Annotated in this window: 16 protein-coding genes; 10 read left to right on the top strand and 6 right to left on the bottom strand. The window is 69.8% G+C overall.

Features of this window, described 5'->3' with window-relative positions; all coding sequences use genetic code 11:
* Positions 1-43: 43 nt before the first annotated feature.
* Positions 44-652: an HdeD family acid-resistance protein gene (locus tag AC1ROW_RS10590; RefSeq protein WP_493018845.1), complete on the bottom strand. Its 609-nt coding sequence runs from the start codon at positions 650-652 to the stop codon at positions 44-46.
* 127 nt (positions 653-779) lie between these two features.
* The gene (locus AC1ROW_RS10585) at positions 780-950 is read right to left on the bottom strand and encodes a hypothetical protein (protein WP_493018844.1); all 171 of its coding nucleotides are present in this window, start codon (positions 948-950) and stop codon (positions 780-782) included.
* A 374-nt stretch (positions 951-1324) separates the two neighbouring features.
* Here AC1ROW_RS10585 and AC1ROW_RS10580 point away from each other — a divergent pair, with 374 nt between their 5' ends.
* Entirely contained in the window at positions 1325-2200 is an 876-nt protein-coding gene (locus AC1ROW_RS10580) for a hypothetical protein (RefSeq protein ID WP_493018843.1), read from the top strand.
* Between the two features lie 231 nt (positions 2201-2431).
* Positions 2432-2962 (top strand): hypothetical protein, encoded by a 531-nt coding sequence (locus AC1ROW_RS10575; RefSeq protein ID WP_493018842.1) that lies wholly within the window; start codon positions 2432-2434, stop codon positions 2960-2962.
* A 37-nt stretch (positions 2963-2999) separates the two neighbouring features.
* Here AC1ROW_RS10575 and AC1ROW_RS10570 read toward each other — a convergent pair whose 3' ends face one another.
* A complete protein-coding gene (locus tag AC1ROW_RS10570) occupies positions 3000-3722 on the bottom strand; it encodes a response regulator (RefSeq protein WP_493018841.1) in 723 nt (240 codons plus the stop codon).
* Entirely contained in the window at positions 3719-5305 is a 1587-nt protein-coding gene (locus AC1ROW_RS10565; RefSeq protein ID WP_493018840.1) for a sensor histidine kinase, read from the bottom strand. Before AC1ROW_RS10565 ends, AC1ROW_RS10570 begins: the two co-directional genes overlap by 4 nt.
* A 256-nt stretch (positions 5306-5561) precedes the next feature.
* Here AC1ROW_RS10565 and AC1ROW_RS10560 point away from each other — a divergent pair, with 256 nt between their 5' ends.
* The 3 genes from AC1ROW_RS10560 (at position 5562) to AC1ROW_RS10550 (ending at position 8490) form a co-directional block, all read left to right on the top strand.
* A complete protein-coding gene (locus AC1ROW_RS10560; RefSeq protein WP_493018839.1) occupies positions 5562-6416 on the top strand; it encodes an ABC transporter ATP-binding protein in 855 nt (284 codons plus the stop codon).
* Positions 6417-6421: 5 nt separating this feature from the next.
* Complete coding sequence (locus tag AC1ROW_RS10555; protein ID WP_493019018.1) at positions 6422-7318, top strand: ABC transporter permease; 897 nt, start codon at positions 6422-6424, stop codon at positions 7316-7318.
* Between the two features lie 74 nt (positions 7319-7392).
* A complete protein-coding gene (locus AC1ROW_RS10550; protein WP_493018838.1) occupies positions 7393-8490 on the top strand; it encodes an ABC transporter substrate-binding protein in 1098 nt (365 codons plus the stop codon).
* Between the two features lie 148 nt (positions 8491-8638).
* On the opposite strand, the gene AC1ROW_RS10545 is transcribed toward AC1ROW_RS10550, so the two are convergent.
* Entirely contained in the window at positions 8639-9271 is a 633-nt protein-coding gene (locus AC1ROW_RS10545; RefSeq protein ID WP_493018837.1) for a class I SAM-dependent methyltransferase, read from the bottom strand.
* Positions 9272-9375: 104 nt separating this feature from the next.
* On the opposite strand from AC1ROW_RS10545, the gene AC1ROW_RS10540 reads away from it, so the two are divergent.
* The 5 genes from AC1ROW_RS10540 to AC1ROW_RS10520 all read left to right on the top strand — a co-directional run bounded on the left by AC1ROW_RS10540 (position 9376) and on the right by AC1ROW_RS10520 (position 12996).
* Positions 9376-9660, top strand: a complete 285-nt coding sequence (locus tag AC1ROW_RS10540) for a hypothetical protein (RefSeq protein WP_493018836.1) — start codon at positions 9376-9378, stop codon at positions 9658-9660.
* A 3-nt stretch (positions 9661-9663) separates the two neighbouring features.
* Entirely contained in the window at positions 9664-10269 is a 606-nt protein-coding gene (locus AC1ROW_RS10535; protein WP_493018835.1) for a hypothetical protein, read from the top strand.
* Entirely contained in the window at positions 10266-11321 is a 1056-nt protein-coding gene (locus AC1ROW_RS10530) for a peptidoglycan-binding domain-containing protein (protein ID WP_493018834.1), read from the top strand. Before AC1ROW_RS10535 ends, AC1ROW_RS10530 begins: the two co-directional genes overlap by 4 nt.
* Positions 11312-11935 (top strand): ABC transporter ATP-binding protein, encoded by a 624-nt coding sequence (locus tag AC1ROW_RS10525; protein WP_493018833.1) that lies wholly within the window; start codon positions 11312-11314, stop codon positions 11933-11935. Before AC1ROW_RS10530 ends, AC1ROW_RS10525 begins: the two co-directional genes overlap by 10 nt.
* 464 nt (positions 11936-12399) lie before the next feature.
* Positions 12400-12996 carry a hypothetical protein gene (locus tag AC1ROW_RS10520; protein ID WP_493018832.1) on the top strand — a complete coding sequence of 199 codons (597 nt, stop codon included), beginning with the start codon at positions 12400-12402 and terminating at the stop codon, positions 12994-12996.
* Between the two features lie 5 nt (positions 12997-13001).
* Here AC1ROW_RS10520 and AC1ROW_RS10515 read toward each other — a convergent pair whose 3' ends face one another.
* A complete protein-coding gene (locus AC1ROW_RS10515; protein WP_493018831.1) occupies positions 13002-14555 on the bottom strand; it encodes a molybdopterin-dependent oxidoreductase in 1554 nt (517 codons plus the stop codon).
* Positions 14556-14677: the final 122 nt, after the last annotated feature.

Genomic DNA, 14677 nt, shown 5'->3' with positions numbered 1-14677 from the left:
CGCCCAGTGTGCCACCGGCCGCCGACGCCGTCGCCCTCCTGGATCAGCTCGCAGGCGTCGCGATCCCGCGCCCGAACGTGATGGCGCGCACGATCTGCACGATCCCCAGCACGATGAGGCTGATCCCCGCGAGGATGAACAGCACGACGATCCCCCACAGCGGGCTGAACAGCAGCACGATGCCGGCGACGATGCTCAGGATGCCGAAGAAGATCGACCAGCCGCGCGAGGGCGAGTCGCCGAGCTGGGCGAGTGCGACCGCGCCCTCCACGATCCAGGCGATGCCGACCAGGATGCCGATGAAGACAGCGAGGAACGCCGTCGTGGCCGCCAGGTTGGCGAACGCCACGATCGCGCCGATGATCAGCAGGATGCCGAAGACGATGTCGAGCGCCCTCGCCCCGCCGCCGATCCCGCGGGCGAAGATGCCGATGCCGAGGTAGGCGATCCCGGAGATGAGCAACGAGATGGCGATCAGGATGGTGAGGCCGGCCGCGGCGGTCTTGGGCCAGAACACGATGATGACCCCGATGATGAGCGCGACGGCGCCGCTGATGCCGAGCGCGACGCGGATGCTGTTGATGGCCGCCTTCGTCAGGTCCTGCCCGTTGAGCGAGAACGACGCGAAAGCGGAGGGCTGAGTGCTGGACATCGCTGGCTCCTTCTGGTGAGGCGGACGGTCTTCTCGGACGGTATCGCCGTGGGAGCGCGCTTGTCTAGAGTCTTCGCAACGGTGTGAAATCAAACGTCATGCGCCTGACCCGAAGCGCCGAGCGCCGTCAGTAGTCCTCCCGGGCCTCCTGCAGCACCGACAAGGTGTCCTGGTCGAGCGCCCAGTCCCGCAGCGCTCGTTCGAGCTGCTGCCGCATCCACTCCGGTGTCGCCTCACCGGGATCGAGGTGCTCGAGCCGATCGAGCCGCTCGGCCGCCGTGCCCTCCAGATCTTTCATCGTGCGTCCCCTCTCTGCGTGGCCGCCCGGCGGCGGGTGGGACCAGCCGCGGTCTGCTTGGCGCTGCCCGTGGGGCGGGTCGCCTGAAACCCGGTGCTCCCGCTCTTGTCTCACGGCTCGGCCGGGCGGCCTGGCCCGCCGTTGCCCTCATGGTGCACCCGCGGAGCCCGCTCGCGGTACCCCGCACGGCACTCCATACCGGTCGGTATGCTCCCCGACTACCGCGATGCCCGGACGGCTTCAAGTGCTCTTCGCGACCTCGCAGAGGGTACGGACGGGAGGTCCAGACGGGTCTCGTAACGTCGCCGAATGCCCTCGGTCGACCCAGGCCGGCACCCCTGCCGGCCTCGTCGGGGGCAACGGAAAGGATCCACGTGAAGAACACCATCCAGAACACCTCCGGAACCACTCGCACCGCGTTCGGCGCTCGTCGCGTCGTGATCGGCGCCGCCTCGATCGTGGCGGCTGGAGCACTCATCGGCGTGGGGGCGCAGGGGGCTTTCGCGGCCACCGGCGACACCGGTGCTGCGGGCTCCGGCTCGGCGACGGTCTCCACCTCGACGTCCACCCCTGGCGTCTCGGGCTCGGCGTCGGCCGGAGGCTCGGCCTCGTTCGACCTCGACCACGGCCACTCGCTGTTCGGCCAGGTCCACGCGCTGTTCAACGGCCACATCAACGGCGCCAAGGCGCAGAAGTTCGCCAAGAAGGTCGTCGCCGACGCCCCGGTCTTCTCGCTGCTGCCCGACACCCTGCAGAGCGACCTGAAGACGCTGGCGAACGCGGCGTCGCAGGACCGCACCGCAGACGCCAAGAAGGTCGTCTCGACCGCGCTGAACGGCGGCTACGGCACCGCCATCCAGAAGCTCGCCGAGCAGCTCAAGGGCTCGGCGACGGCCAGCGGCTCGGAGGACTCGAAGACCCGCGGCGACGCCGACCTGAAGGGCCTCGACGTCAAGGGCCTGATCTCGGGCCTGCAGAGCGGCGACCTCCTCGGCTCCACCTCGGACGCCGGCTCGCAGCTCAGCACGGAGATCACGAGCATCGCGTCGACCGTGACCGGCGACAGCCAGCTCGCGTCGAAGCTCCCGGACTCGCTGCGCAACGACCTGTCGCAGCTCGCCTCGGCTCCGGCCTCGGCGCAGACCGCCGACCTTCAGCACCTCGCGACCACCGCCCTCAGCGGCGGCTACGGCTCGCAGGTCCAGCAGGTCGCCGACCAGATCGAGTCGGCGGTCACCACGGCCCACTAAGCGCTGTGCTGCTACGCGCCCTCGCCTCCTCCGGATCGGTTGGAGGGCCCCTGAGGACGCCGTGCGTTGCGCCCTCGCCTCCGCCGGATCGGTTGGAGGGCCCCTGAGGACGCCGTGCGTTGCGCCCTCGCCTCCTCCGGATCGGTTGGAGGCGAGGGCGCGACCGCGTTCCGGGCAGAATCGTTCGCGAGGCGGATGCCGCCGGTCCGCGCGCGAGCGCAACATGCGGGCATGTGGTTTCGCAGGATCATCGTCGCAGCCGCGGCGTACGCGCTCTTCGCGGGCGGCCTCGCCACGCTCTACGTCGTCGAGCAGCAGGCCGGCCGCAGCGCGGTGGAGGACGCCCCGCGCGCGCTGCTCTCCGCGGGGGAGGCCACGGCAGCCGCCACCCAACCCGACCGGGTCGACCTGACCTCGTACCTCGGCACGTTCTGGGTGCAGTACGACGCGCACGGCGCCCCGATCGCCGGGAACGGCTACCTCGACGGCGCGCTCGCCCAGGTCCCGCACGGCGTCCTGGGCACCGCGAAGGCGACAGGTGAGGACGCCGTCAGCTGGGAGCCCGAGCAGGGCCTCCGGTTCGCGATCGTCGCGAAGCCCGACGCGTCGGGCGTCCTCGTCGCCGGCCAGTCCCTTCAGCGCACCGAGCAGCGCGCCAGCCGCACGCTGGTCTACATCGCGCTCGCCCTCATCGCGGGCGCCGCGGTCGCCGCCGCCGCCCTGCTGACACGCATCCGCTTGGCAGAACACGCCGCCTCGTGACCGTGCGTCGCGGCATGTCCTGCCAGGCGGATGCCGCTCAGCGGCGCTTGACGCCGTAGCGGTGCTCGGGGCGGCCGGTCGCGCCGTAGCGGAGCTCGAGCTTGAGGACGTCGCTCTGCTCCAGCTGGGTGAGCGCGCGCTGCGCCGTGGTGCGGCTGATCCCGACCGCCGCGGCGACATCGTTCGCCGACAGGCTCCCGTCGCCGGCCGCGACCGCGTCGTAGACGGACTGGAGGGTGGGCGCCAGCCGGCGCAGCTCCTCCTGCTGGCCGATCGTCGCGGGCCGCAGCAGGTCGAAGACCCGGTCGATGTCGTGCTGCGTCGGCTCCTCGGGGAAGCCGCCCAGATCCTCGTCGGCCCGCCGGAACGCCTGCAGCCGCTCCGCGAGCTGCGCGAACCCGAACGGCTTCACGAGGTAGTGCAGCGCGCCGAGTTGCACGGCCTTCCGCACGGTGGCGATGTCGTTGGCCGCCGAGATGACGATGACCGCGGGCGCCGACGGCTCGCCGAGCAGGCTCCGGACGACCTGGAGGCCGTCCCCGTCGGGCAGGTACACGTCCATCAGCACGAGGTCCGGCCGCAGTTCGCCCGCCAGGCGGAGGGCGTCGGCCGCGGTGTGCGCCTGCCCGGCGACGCGGAAGCCGGGAACGGCCTCCACGAATCCGACGTGCACGGATGCGACCCGGTAGTCGTCGTCGACCACCAGCACGCTCAGCGACGGGGACGCTGACCTCGACGGCGTTGGGGTCTGCCCGCTCATCGTGCGGCTCCTTCCCGGTGCGTCTCCGGGGCCGACGCGGGCCCGGATACGACCTCCCGCGGCAGCACGATCGTGAACGTCGCTCCCGGGCCGTCCGACACCGTCACGGTCCCACCGAGCTTGGTCACCGTCGAGTGCACGAGGGACAGCCCGAGCCCGCTGTGCCGCACGAGCGACCCGCGCTTGGTCGAGTAGCCGTTCTCGAAGATCCGCGGCAGCTCGGTGCTCGGGACGCCCGGGCCGTTGTCGGCGACGCGCACGGTGACGGACTCCGGCGTCTCGACCACGCTCACGACGACCCGGCGCGGCGCGGGCGCACCGGAGAGCGCGTCGAACGCGTTGTCGATCAGGTTGCCGAGGATCGTCGTGAGCGCCTGCACCCGCTCCGGCGCCTCGCCCAGGTCGGTGTCGGGCGCGATCACGAGGTCGATCCCGCGCTCGTTCGCCTCCGCGGCCTTGCCGAGCAGGAGGCCGACGATCATCGGCGAGCCGATGTGCGAGCGCAGGGTGGCGTCGAGGTCGGCGGTCGTGCCGCGGATCTCGTTGAGGTACTCCAGCGCCTCCTTCGTCCTGCCGAGCTCCAGGAGGCCGGACACCGCGTGCATGCGGTTGGAGAACTCGTGCTGCTGGGCCCGGATGGACTCGCTGAAGCTGCGCTCGCCGTCCAGCTCGCGGGTGAGGCCGATCAGCTCGGTGCGGTCCTGGAGGGTGAACACGGCGCCGTGCGGACGCCCGCCGAGCTTCACCGGCATCCGGTTGATGACGACCACATGGTCGTCGGTGATCGCGATGGCGTCCTTGACCTCGGACGTGCCGGTGAGGGTGTCGCGGATCGGGCCGGCGACGAGGACGTCCTCCAGCAACCGGCCCCTGGCGCCCTCCGGCAGCCGCAGCAGCCGCTGGGCCTCGTCGTTGACGACGGTGATCCGGCCGGCCGGGTCGATGGCGATGACGCCCTCCCGGATGCCGTGCAGCGTGGCCTCACGCTCCTGCAGCAGCCGCGCGATCTCGTCCAACTCGAGCCCGAAGGTGCGGCGCTTGAGCAGGCTGGCCAGCGCGAACGAGGCCAGGCTGCCGATCGCCAGCGCCAGCACGAACCACGATCCGTAGGCGGGCAGCTCGGACACCAGCTCGCTCGCCACCGAGCTCTCCCGGATGCCCACGGAGACCTCGCCGACGATCGTGTTCGAGGCCGGCGCGTAGAGCGGCACGCGTGCGTTCGCGTTGACGCCGGTCGCACCGGTGTCGGTGCGCAGGTGCACCTTGCCGTCGGCTGCGACGAAGGGCTCCTCCACCTTCTGCCCGATCAGCGCCGCGTCGGGGTGCGAGTGCCGCACGCGGTTCCGGTCGATCACGACGACATACGCGGCGCCGGTGCTGTTCGCGGTCTGCGACGCCAGGTTCTGGATGGTCGAGCCGCAGGCCGTTCCGCCGTTCGCCATGCAGGTCTGGACCTCGGGCATCCCCGCGAAGGTCTGCGCGATCGCGGCGGCGCGCGCCTGGTAGTCGGAGTCGAGGTTGCTCCGGGCGGTCTGCGCCAGCAGGAGGAAGCCGACCAGCATCGAGACGGCCAGGATCGCCAATTGAGCCAGGAGTATCTGGCTCGAGAGTCGTCTGATCCGTCGTCGCATCACCCGAGATTGTTTCATCTCCTCCTGGGGACCGCGTGCGCGCAGAATGCGCAAAACCTGCGACAACGCGCACAACGCGGTGAATCGGGCGCAAGCGAGACAGCAGCCTCCCGTCTGGGCGAGCATCGGTGATCACACGGACCGGTGGGAAACGCTCCACCGGAGGCACACGAAACTCGTGCATCCGAAGACAGAGAGGTCTTGAACCATGGTCGAACACCGACCCCGAACCGTCTCAGCCGCCCCGGCGGCCGACGAGGCGGCGCGCATCGACATCGTCGGCCTGACGAAGCGCTTCCTGACGCCGAAGGGTGAGACCTTCACCGCCATCCGCGACGTGACCCTCACGGTCGAGCCCGGCCAGTTCTGCGCCGTCGTCGGCCCGACCGGCTGCGGCAAGTCCACCACGCTCGCCCAGGTCTCCGGCCTGGAGAAGCCGAGCGCCGGCTCGGTCAGCGTCGGCGGCCGCATCGTCGACGGCATCACCAGCGGCGTGAGCTACATGTTCCAGGCCGACTCGCTCTTCCCGTGGAAGACCGTGCTGGCCAACGTGATGATCGGCCCGATCCTCCTCGGCACACCCAAGAAGGAGGCCACCGCGCTGGCGCTCGACTGGCTGCGCCGCGTCGGCCTGGCCGGCTTCGAGGACCGCTACCCGCACCAGCTCTCCGGCGGCATGCGCAAGCGCGTCGCGATGGCGGCGGCGCTGATCAACAACCCGCGCATCCTGCTCATGGACGAGCCGTTCGGCGCGCTCGACGTGCAGACCAAGGCGATCATGCAGACCGAGCTGCTCACCCTGTGGGAGGAGCTGCGGCCGTCGGTGCTGTTCATCACGCACGACCTCGACGAGGCCGTCGCGCTGTCGGACCGCGTGGTGATCATGACCAGCAGCCCGGGGACGGTCAAGGACGTCTTCGACATCGACCTGCCGCGACCGCGCGGCAACGTCCAGGAGATCCGGCACGAGGAGAAGTTCCTCGACATCCAGGGCCGGATCTGGGAATCGCTCCGTGACGAGGTCACGCGGGCCTACGAGCAGACGGCAGGAGCGGCGGCGTGACCACCATGACGATCGCAGAACAGAACAACGCAGAGAAGAAAACGAACACTTCCACTCCTCTCGCCGAGCGCGAGACCGAGCTCCGCGTCGCGGGACGCCGGGCGCACAGTCGCCGGGTCGCCTGGATCTGGGCCGGTCGCGCCGCCGTCGCCGTCATCGTGGTCGGCGGCTGGCAGTGGTTCACCTCGGTGGGCTGGGTCGACAAGTTCTTCTACGGCCAGCCGTCCGGCATCTGGGACAGCCTCGTGCACTTGTTCACCCAGGGCACGGCGTTCGGGACCATCTGGGAGAACCTGTGGATCACCGTCCAGGAGGCCTTCCTCGGCTTCCTGCTCGGCACCGCGCTGGGCGTGGTCTTCGGCATCCTGCTCGGCTCCAACCGGTACCTCGCCTCGGTCTTCGGCCCGTACATCAAGGTCGTGAACTCGATCCCCCGTATCGTGCTCGGCTCGATCTTCATCGTGGCCTTCGGCCTCGGCGTCTTCCCCAAGGTGCTGCTGGCCGCGGTGCTGGTGTTCTTCGTCGTCTTCTTCAACGCCTTCCAGGGCGTGCGGGAGGTCGACCAGAACCTGATCGCGAACGTGCGGGTGCTCGGCGCTTCGCCGGTGCAGGTCGCCCGGCACGTGACGATCCCGTCGGCCATGACCTGGATCATCGCGAGCCTCCACACCGCGTTCGGCTTCGCGATCATCGGCGCGCTGGTGGCCGAGGTTCTCGGCGCCCAGCACGGCGTCGGCCTCATCATCAGCCAGGCGCAGGGCAGCTTCGACCCGAACACGGTCTTCGCCTGCATGGTCATCGTCGCAGTGGTCACCCTCGTGGCCGAGTACTTGATCACCCTCCTGGAGAAGTCGCTCCTCAAGTGGCGTCCGCCGAGCCGGTCCGAGGCTCAGGCGATCTGAGCGCGCCCACCCCAACTGTCCTGCAACGAAGCAGAACGCCGGACCCGTCCGGCACGATGAAAGGAACAACCCCCATGAAGAAGCGCAGCATCGGTGCCATCGCGGCAGCGGGCGTGGTCGTGGCACTCAGCCTCGCCGCCTGCTCCGGCGGTGGAGGCGGCACCGCGGCGGCCGGCGGCAGCAGCTCCGGACCGGTCCCGACCGTCAAGATGATGGTCGGCGGCATCGACAAGCAGATCTACCTCCCCTACCAGCTCGCCCAGCAGCTCGGCTTCTACAAGAAGTACGGCGTCAACGTCGAGCTCTCGACCGAGCAGAACGGCGGCGTCGGCGCCGAGGACGCCATGGCCTCCGGTCAGGTGGACATGGCCGGCGCCTGGTACATCCACACCGTGGACTTCCAGTCCAAGGGCAAGGACGTCATCAACCTCGTCCAGCTCTCCGGCGCCCCCGGCGAGCGCGTGATGTGCAACCCGAAGGCGAACGTGAAATCGGCCGCCGACTTCAAGGGCAAGAACATGGGCGTCACCGACCTCGGGTCGGGCACGGACGAGCTCACCCAGTTCCTGGCCGCGAAGCAGGGCGTGACGAAGAAGGACTACAACACGATCGCCGTTCACGCAGGCTCGACGGCCATTGCGGCCATCCAGCGCGGCACCGCCGACTGCGTGATGACTACGCAGCCGACCGTCGGCGCGCTCACCTCGCAGAAGCTCGCGGTCTCCGCGGTCGACATGGCGACGACGACAGGCGCGACCAAGGCGCTCGGCGGCGCCTGGCCGGCGGCCGGTCTGCTGGCGAACGCGAGCTGGGTGAAGAGCCACGAGGACGCCGCGCAGAAGGTGGTCGACGCGCTCGTCGCGACGATGCACTGGATCTCGACCCACTCGGCCGCGGACATCGCGAACAAGATGCCGCAGGACTTCGTGCAGAACAGCACGATCTCCAAGCAGCAGTACATCGACGGCCTGGCGACCGACAAGGGCCAGTTCCTCCCGGACGGCATCATGCCCGCCGGCGGCCCGAAGGTCATCTTCGACATGGAGAAGACCATCGGCGTCGACACCTCGAAGGTGAAGATCTCCGACACCTTCACCCAGAAGTACGCCGACGCGGCGAACAAGCTGGAAGGCTTCACCCCTACGACGAAGCCGGCCGGCGCGGACGGCTGATCAGCCCCGCGGAAACCCCCTCAGCCCGCCCGGTGCGTCCACCCATCCAGCGCACCGGGCGGGCTTTTCCGCGCCCCTGAGGCGTCGCCGCCATTCGTGCCGAAAGTGCGGTATCGGCGCGGGATTCGCGCGATTCGTGCCGAATGTCTCAGGGTCGTGTCGCTCGGATCCGCTCGACGGAGCCGGAGCGGAGGCGCTCGTGCTCCACGACCTCCAGGCCGGCGGCCTCCACCTCGGCGCGGTGCCGCCGGGTCAGGTGCTCGCCCTGCAGCGGGATGGTGAACCGCTCGAGCGCCCACTGTCCTGCGTAGACCAGCGCGCGATCACTGCGCGTGTGGTCGACGAGCACGACCGACCCGCCGGGCACGACCACGCGCGCCATCTCGGCGATGGCGGCGCCGGGCCGTGGGATGGAGCAGAGCGCGAGCGCGCACACCACCGTGTCGAAGGACGCGTCGGCGAAGGGCAGCGCCTCGGCGTCGCCCTCCCGCAGGTCGGCGCGGATGCCCTGCTCGGCGGCCCGCGCGCGGGCGATCGCCAGCATCTCGGGGCTCAGGTCGATGCCGGTCAGCTCGATCCCCGCGGGATAGTACGGAAGGTCGCGCCCGGTCCCGACCGCGACCTCCAGCACCCGCCCTTCGGCTCGGGCGCCGATCCACTCCCGGGAGCCCGCGAGCATGGTCTGCTCGGCCCTGCCGACCTTGCGGTCGTACTTCGCGGCCTGCTTGCGCCAAGAGCGGAGCTGGCGCCGGGTCTCCTTGGAGGGGGCGGGGGTGGTCATGGGGTCATTCTGGCGGAGGCCGAGCGTCTTGGCATTGAAATACAAGCAAAATGGAAGATGCTAGGTTTCTATTTGCGGTGACGAGGCCGCAAAAGGAGAGTCATATGTCCATTCGAAAGTTCCTCGCAGGGAGCGCAGTCGCCGCAGTGCTGGCGACGGGCGCTGTTGTGGACACTGCACAGGCGCCGGAGGCCTCCGCCGTCGAGTGCGTGCAGAACGTCAGCATCTGGCAGGCGTACAACAAGTGCGCGGGGGTCCCAGCGCGCCACTGGGATGCCATCAAGAACTCGTCTGCCAAGTACGGAAACTGGGCCACAGCCGGAAACTGGTCTGTCCAGGCGGCGTGCTGGCCCAACGTGGTCTCGTACGGCTACTCCCTGAAGGCCTGAGAAGTGCGTGCACGAGCAGTCGGCGCGACCGCCGGCGTTCTGATTGCCGCGGCGGTTCTCAGCGCCGGCTGCTCGGCCGCCGACCCTCCTAGGTCGCCGGCGAGTCCACTCCCGATCAGCGGCCCGTGGGCTTCGGATTTCCAGACCGCGTACGCAAGTGCGAAGAGCGACTACGAGCGCGGGGTTCTGGTCGACGGTGAGGTGACCGCAGCGGAATACGAGGAGTCGAGGAACCACGTTCGCTCCTGTCTGGCTGATTCCGGCCTGACCATCACCTGGGACGAGCGTGGCGGCTTCGAACTCGGCTCGCAAAACGGCAAATACCCGGACGATTTCATCGAGCGGGCGGACCCGATCCTCCAGAAGTGCGAGTCGCGGTGGGCGGGATGGATCCCCATCCTCTATGAGCAGATCCGACGCAATCCGCAGAAGAAGGACGAGGCGACGCTCCAGATCGCGTGTCTCAAGGACGCAGGAGTGATCGACGGGACCTATACGAAGGCGCAGTGGCGACGCGACAACGAGAACGATTCGCTGCCCTTCGACCGTCGTGGAGCCGAAGCGATGCGGTGCGAGCTCGACCCCCTCGGCCTCTGGTACTCCGGATGAGTAAGCTTCGCACGCACAAGAGCTGGTCGATACTCGGCGTCGCAGCGATTCTGGCCGCCAGCGTCGCCGGTGGGCTCGTGGCCGTCTGGGTCCCACTCCCGCAGCCGAGTGCGCTCTCGACACCCCAGCCGCAGGCGACCGTTCCAGTGAGCGAGCGCGCGTTCGCAGACGAACGACAGGGTCAGCTCCAAGTGAGTACAGGTCCTGTCCGAGCGGTCGTTTCGCCACGCCAAGGCCGGCTCACCGCTCTCACCTGCCGCAGCGGAACTCGGCTCGGGTCCGGCAGCGCCTTCGCGAGCATCGACGGAAACCGGATCGTTGCGTTGGCGACGGCGGTACCGCTCTGGCGCGAGCTCCGATCTGGCGACCGCGGGGAGGACGTGCGCGCCCTGCAGGAGGAACTCGCGCGACTCGGTCAGGCGGTCCGAGCCGACGGCGTCGTTGGCCGCGAAACGATCCGCGCCACGGCGGCGATACGCGGAATCGATCCGACGAGCGCGGAGGCCGCGGAGGCAGTCGATCCGGCCCACTTCGCTTGGATTCCGGAATCCGAGGTGGCAGTGGGCGAATGCCTTGGAATCGTCGGAGCGCCCGTTGCCGAGGGCGACATTCTTGTCGGGCTGCCTGTCGCCGTCATGTCCGCTCGGCTGACGACGATTCCCTCGTCGGCCGCTCCCGGAGCCCGCGTGGTCCGCGTCGGCTCCCTTGAGGTGTCGGTGGATTCCGAGGGCGCCGTGACGCATGCTCAAGGACTCGCCAGCATTGGGGTGTCGCCCGAGTTCCTGTCTGCGGGCGCGGGCGCCAGCGACGACACCGTGATACCCGTGCAGTGGTCACTCGAAAAGCCCGTCACCGTCTTCGTGCTCCCACCCTCTGCACTGTGGGATGTCAGAGATGGATCGGCGTGCGTGATGCCCGCGGAGAAGTCCGCCATCCCTCTCGAGGTCGAGGTCCTCGGATCCGAACTCGGCCAATCGTTCGTCCGGCCTACGGACGGGAAGACGGTGACGGTCGTGCTCACCTCGCCGCAGAAGCGTCGCTCGTGCCGGTGATATTCTCCGGCGTCACTCACTCGTTCGCTCCGGGGCCCCCGCTGTTCCGGCCGATCAGCCATACTTTCGAGGTCGGGACCATCACGGGTGTCGTGGGCCCGAGTGGCTGCGGCAAATCCACCTTGCTCGCGATCGCGGCCGGAATGATCCGCCCGACTGCGGGGAGCGTCATGCGAGCAGAAGGGCGCAGCGTCTGGGTGTTCCAGAATCCGCACGGCGTGGCGCAGCGCTCGGCGCGAGACCATGTGAGCCTTCCCCTACTGGTGGACGGGCGCACGCGACGCGAAGCGGACCGAGAGGCGCAGCGGCTGCTGACGGACTTCGGCCTCGCCGACCGCGCAGCGGTCCCGTTCTCTGCGCTCTCCGGTGGCGAGGCGCAACGACTGATGCTGGCCCGGGCGGTTGCAGCGCGGCCTCAGCTCCTTCTCGTGGACGAACCGACCGCCCAACTCGACCGCCCAATGGCAGGCCACGTGAACGCGGTGATCGCGCGGTTGGCGCGCTCCGGTACTGCAGTGGTCATCGCCACTCACGACGCCGATACCCGCAGAGCATGCGACCAGGTCATCGAACTGGAGAGCCTCGGATCGTCCGGACGGGAGCGGGCGGATTGAGGCCGGGAGAGGCACTGCGCGAGGCCTGGCGCGACGTCGTGTCAGGGGCAGGCCGAGTGGTGAGCTTTGCTGTGCTCTTCGCGGTGCTGGTGGGAGGTTTGGTTCTCGCCTCGGGGCTCTCTTCGGCCGCCGCGGTGCGCGACGCACGCGACTTCGTCGCCTCCGGCGCCGCCGTCTACATGATGAAAGCTGCCGGGCGGATCGACGGTCCGGCGTGTGACGCTGTGAGCTCACAGGCGAACGTGACTGCCTCCGGCGCCCTCCGGGAGCGAGAAGAGAGCATCTCGTCTGCGCGACTGCCGAGGACACCGCTCTCGCTCTTCACGGTGTCCCCTGGATTCCCGGCTCTGCTCCCGGCCAGCGGTGATGCGAACAGCGGCGGGTTGAGTCTCTCAAGGGAGGCGGCGACAACGCTCGGCGTCGAGCCGGGAGAGGCTGTCGAAACGACCCGAGGGGCCACTCGGGTGGCCTCCGTCTTCGAGTATCCCGACGATGGGCGCGACCCCCTCCTCGCTTTCGCAGCGACCGAGTCGGTCAGCGGCGCGACTGAATTCGACCAGTGCTGGGCGATGATCTGGCCCCACGACGAGAACGCGGTCGCCTCGCTCGGACGCACGGTGCTGCCCGGGTCGGGAGAGGCAGCCGACCGGCCGGTGCTCATGCAGTTGAACCAGACTCTGGGCGCCCGTTTCGTCCCATCCGCTCTGGTCGACCGTTCCACCATGGAGGTGCTGGCGGTCGCAGCGGGTGGGCTTCTCGGAGTCCTGTTCGTCCTCCGGCGCCGCCTGGCGCTCGCCTCCGATCGTCACGTCGGCGTGAGTCGATCCGCGCAGGTTCTGTCGCAGTCCTCCCAGGTTCTCCTCTGGACGGCGCTCGGCTCTGTGGCGGCGATTTCGGCAGTGATCATCGCGGTGCGATTGGCGGACGAAGACCGGCTTCCGATCTTCCAGCAGAGTGCGGCCCTCGTGGTCGCGGGCGGAGGAGCGGCTGTCGTGGGGAGCGCTGTCGCCGTGTGCCTGGTGCGAGAGTCGGCGCTTTTCCGCTACTTCAAGCACCGCTGACCTCCTCACCCCACCCGCACCAGCGTCGACTGCCACCCCGTCGACCCGTTCGGCGCGATCGGCGTGCGCCGCTCCTCCTGCAGCCTCCCGGCTCGGTCGGTGGCCCGGACCGCGAGGGTGTGCGAGCCGGCCGTCGCGTCCCAGTCGAGGGACCACTGCACCCACGTGTCGGTGTTGACCGCGGCGGCGAGGGTCGCCTCCTGCCACGGGCCGCCGTCGATCTGGACCTCCACCTTGCCGATGCCGACCGTCTGGGCCCAGGCGACGCCCGCGATCTTCGTCGGTCCGGCCGAGAGCGGACGGTCGATGCGGGGCGTGTCGATCCGGCTGGAGAGCTTGATCGGCGCCTTCTCGCTGTAGCCGCGGGGCGTCCAGTAGGCCTGGTCGGCGGCGAACGTCGTGACCTTCAGCTCGGTGAGCCACTTGGTCGCCGAGACATAGCCGTACAGGCCGGGGACGACCATCCGCACCGGGAAGCCGTGCTCCAGGGGCAGCGGCTCGCCGTTCATCCCGACCGCGAGGATGGCGTCGCGGCCCGAGTCGGTGAGGGCGGTCAAGGGCGTGCTCGCGGTGAAGCCGTCGACGCTGCGCGACAGCACCATGTCCGCGCCGTGCCGGGGGCGGGCGCGGGCGAGCACCTCGCGCACCGGGACACCCAGCCAGCGGGCGTTGCCGACCAGGTTCCCGCCCACCTGGTTGGAGACGCAGGTCAGCGTGATCGCGTACTCGCGGAGGCCCATCGCGAGCAGGTCGCGGAAGGTCAGCTCGACGCGGCTCTCCACCATCCCGTCGACGTTGAGCGACCACCCGGCCGGGTCGATCGACGGGACGGTCAGTGCGGTGTCCACCCGGTAGAAGTCGGCGTTGGGGGTGAACAGCGGCGACAGGTCCGCGAGGTGCAGTTCCGCGCCGGTGGGGACCACGACCCGGGAGGCCGGGGCCGGCAGCCGCAGCGCGGAGCGGACGGCCGCGATCGAGGAGGTGGCAGCGGATCCGAGGCGGGAGCCGACGCCGGCCAGCACGGCGAGTGCGGCGCCTCCACCGGTCAGCAGCAGGAAGCGGCGCCGGTCGACAGCGGCGGTGGTCGGACGCTCGTCGACCGCGTTCCGCCAGCGCCGCAGCGCCCCGACGAGGAACCGGAGCGCGGTCGCGCCCGCGAGCGCGCCGATCGCGGGCGGCAGGAACGCGAGGCCGCTCGCGTCCGCGCGGGTCACCGTGGCCGCGACGGCCAGCGCGCCGGCCACGACGAACAGGGCGACACCGACCCACCGGCGCCAGAACTCAAGCACCCCGGCGACGGCCGCCGCCGCGAACACCGCGACCCCGAGCGAGGACAGCAGGAACAGCTTGTCGTTCGACCCGAACAGCTCGATGGCGAGCTCCTTCGCCCAGCGCGGCACGATGTCGATCACGAACGATCCGACGGCGATGAGCGGGTCGGCCTCCCGTGCGACGAGGAGGGCGACGACCTCGGCGATGGCGACGAAAAGGCCGCCGCTCACTGCGCCGGCGAGCGCGGCCCATCCCCACGCGGCGAGGTGTCCTCTGCGGATGCTCATGCGTGCTGTTCGGGGCGGAGCCCGGTTACGGATTGGCCCCGTCCGGGATTGGCCCCCCGTCCCGGAGTGGCGAAGACACGCAGACGACGAGTTCCAATCCGATCGGGCCGCGGGGCCGAACC

Source organism: Leifsonia sp. GW821-FHT13C09, from assembly GCF_058806435.1.
Note: the sequence above shows the minus strand (reverse complement) of the source record. Positions and strands in the feature narration are given on the sequence as shown.

Excerpts from the sequence above, each read along its gene's own strand:
- AC1ROW_RS10530 (WP_493018834.1), top strand. The coding sequence starts at position 10,266 with ATGAGTAAGCTTCGCACGCACAAGAGCTGGTCGATACTCGGCGTCGCA.
- AC1ROW_RS10550 (WP_493018838.1), top strand. The coding sequence starts at position 7,393 with ATGAAGAAGCGCAGCATCGGTGCCATCGCGGCAGCGGGCGTGGTCGTG.
- AC1ROW_RS10560 (WP_493018839.1), top strand. The coding sequence starts at position 5,562 with ATGGTCGAACACCGACCCCGAACCGTCTCAGCCGCCCCGGCGGCCGAC.
- AC1ROW_RS10555 (WP_493019018.1), top strand. The coding sequence starts at position 6,422 with ATGACGATCGCAGAACAGAACAACGCAGAGAAGAAAACGAACACTTCC.
- AC1ROW_RS10585 (WP_493018844.1), bottom strand. The coding sequence starts at position 950 with ATGAAAGATCTGGAGGGCACGGCGGCCGAGCGGCTCGATCGGCTCGAG.
- AC1ROW_RS10590 (WP_493018845.1), bottom strand. The coding sequence starts at position 652 with ATGTCCAGCACTCAGCCCTCCGCTTTCGCGTCGTTCTCGCTCAACGGG.
- AC1ROW_RS10515 (WP_493018831.1), bottom strand. The coding sequence starts at position 14,555 with ATGAGCATCCGCAGAGGACACCTCGCCGCGTGGGGATGGGCCGCGCTC.
- AC1ROW_RS10545 (WP_493018837.1), bottom strand. The coding sequence starts at position 9,271 with ATGACCACCCCCGCCCCCTCCAAGGAGACCCGGCGCCAGCTCCGCTCT.
- AC1ROW_RS10540 (WP_493018836.1), top strand. The coding sequence starts at position 9,376 with ATGTCCATTCGAAAGTTCCTCGCAGGGAGCGCAGTCGCCGCAGTGCTG.
- AC1ROW_RS10575 (WP_493018842.1), top strand. The coding sequence starts at position 2,432 with ATGTGGTTTCGCAGGATCATCGTCGCAGCCGCGGCGTACGCGCTCTTC.
- AC1ROW_RS10570 (WP_493018841.1), bottom strand. The coding sequence starts at position 3,722 with ATGAGCGGGCAGACCCCAACGCCGTCGAGGTCAGCGTCCCCGTCGCTG.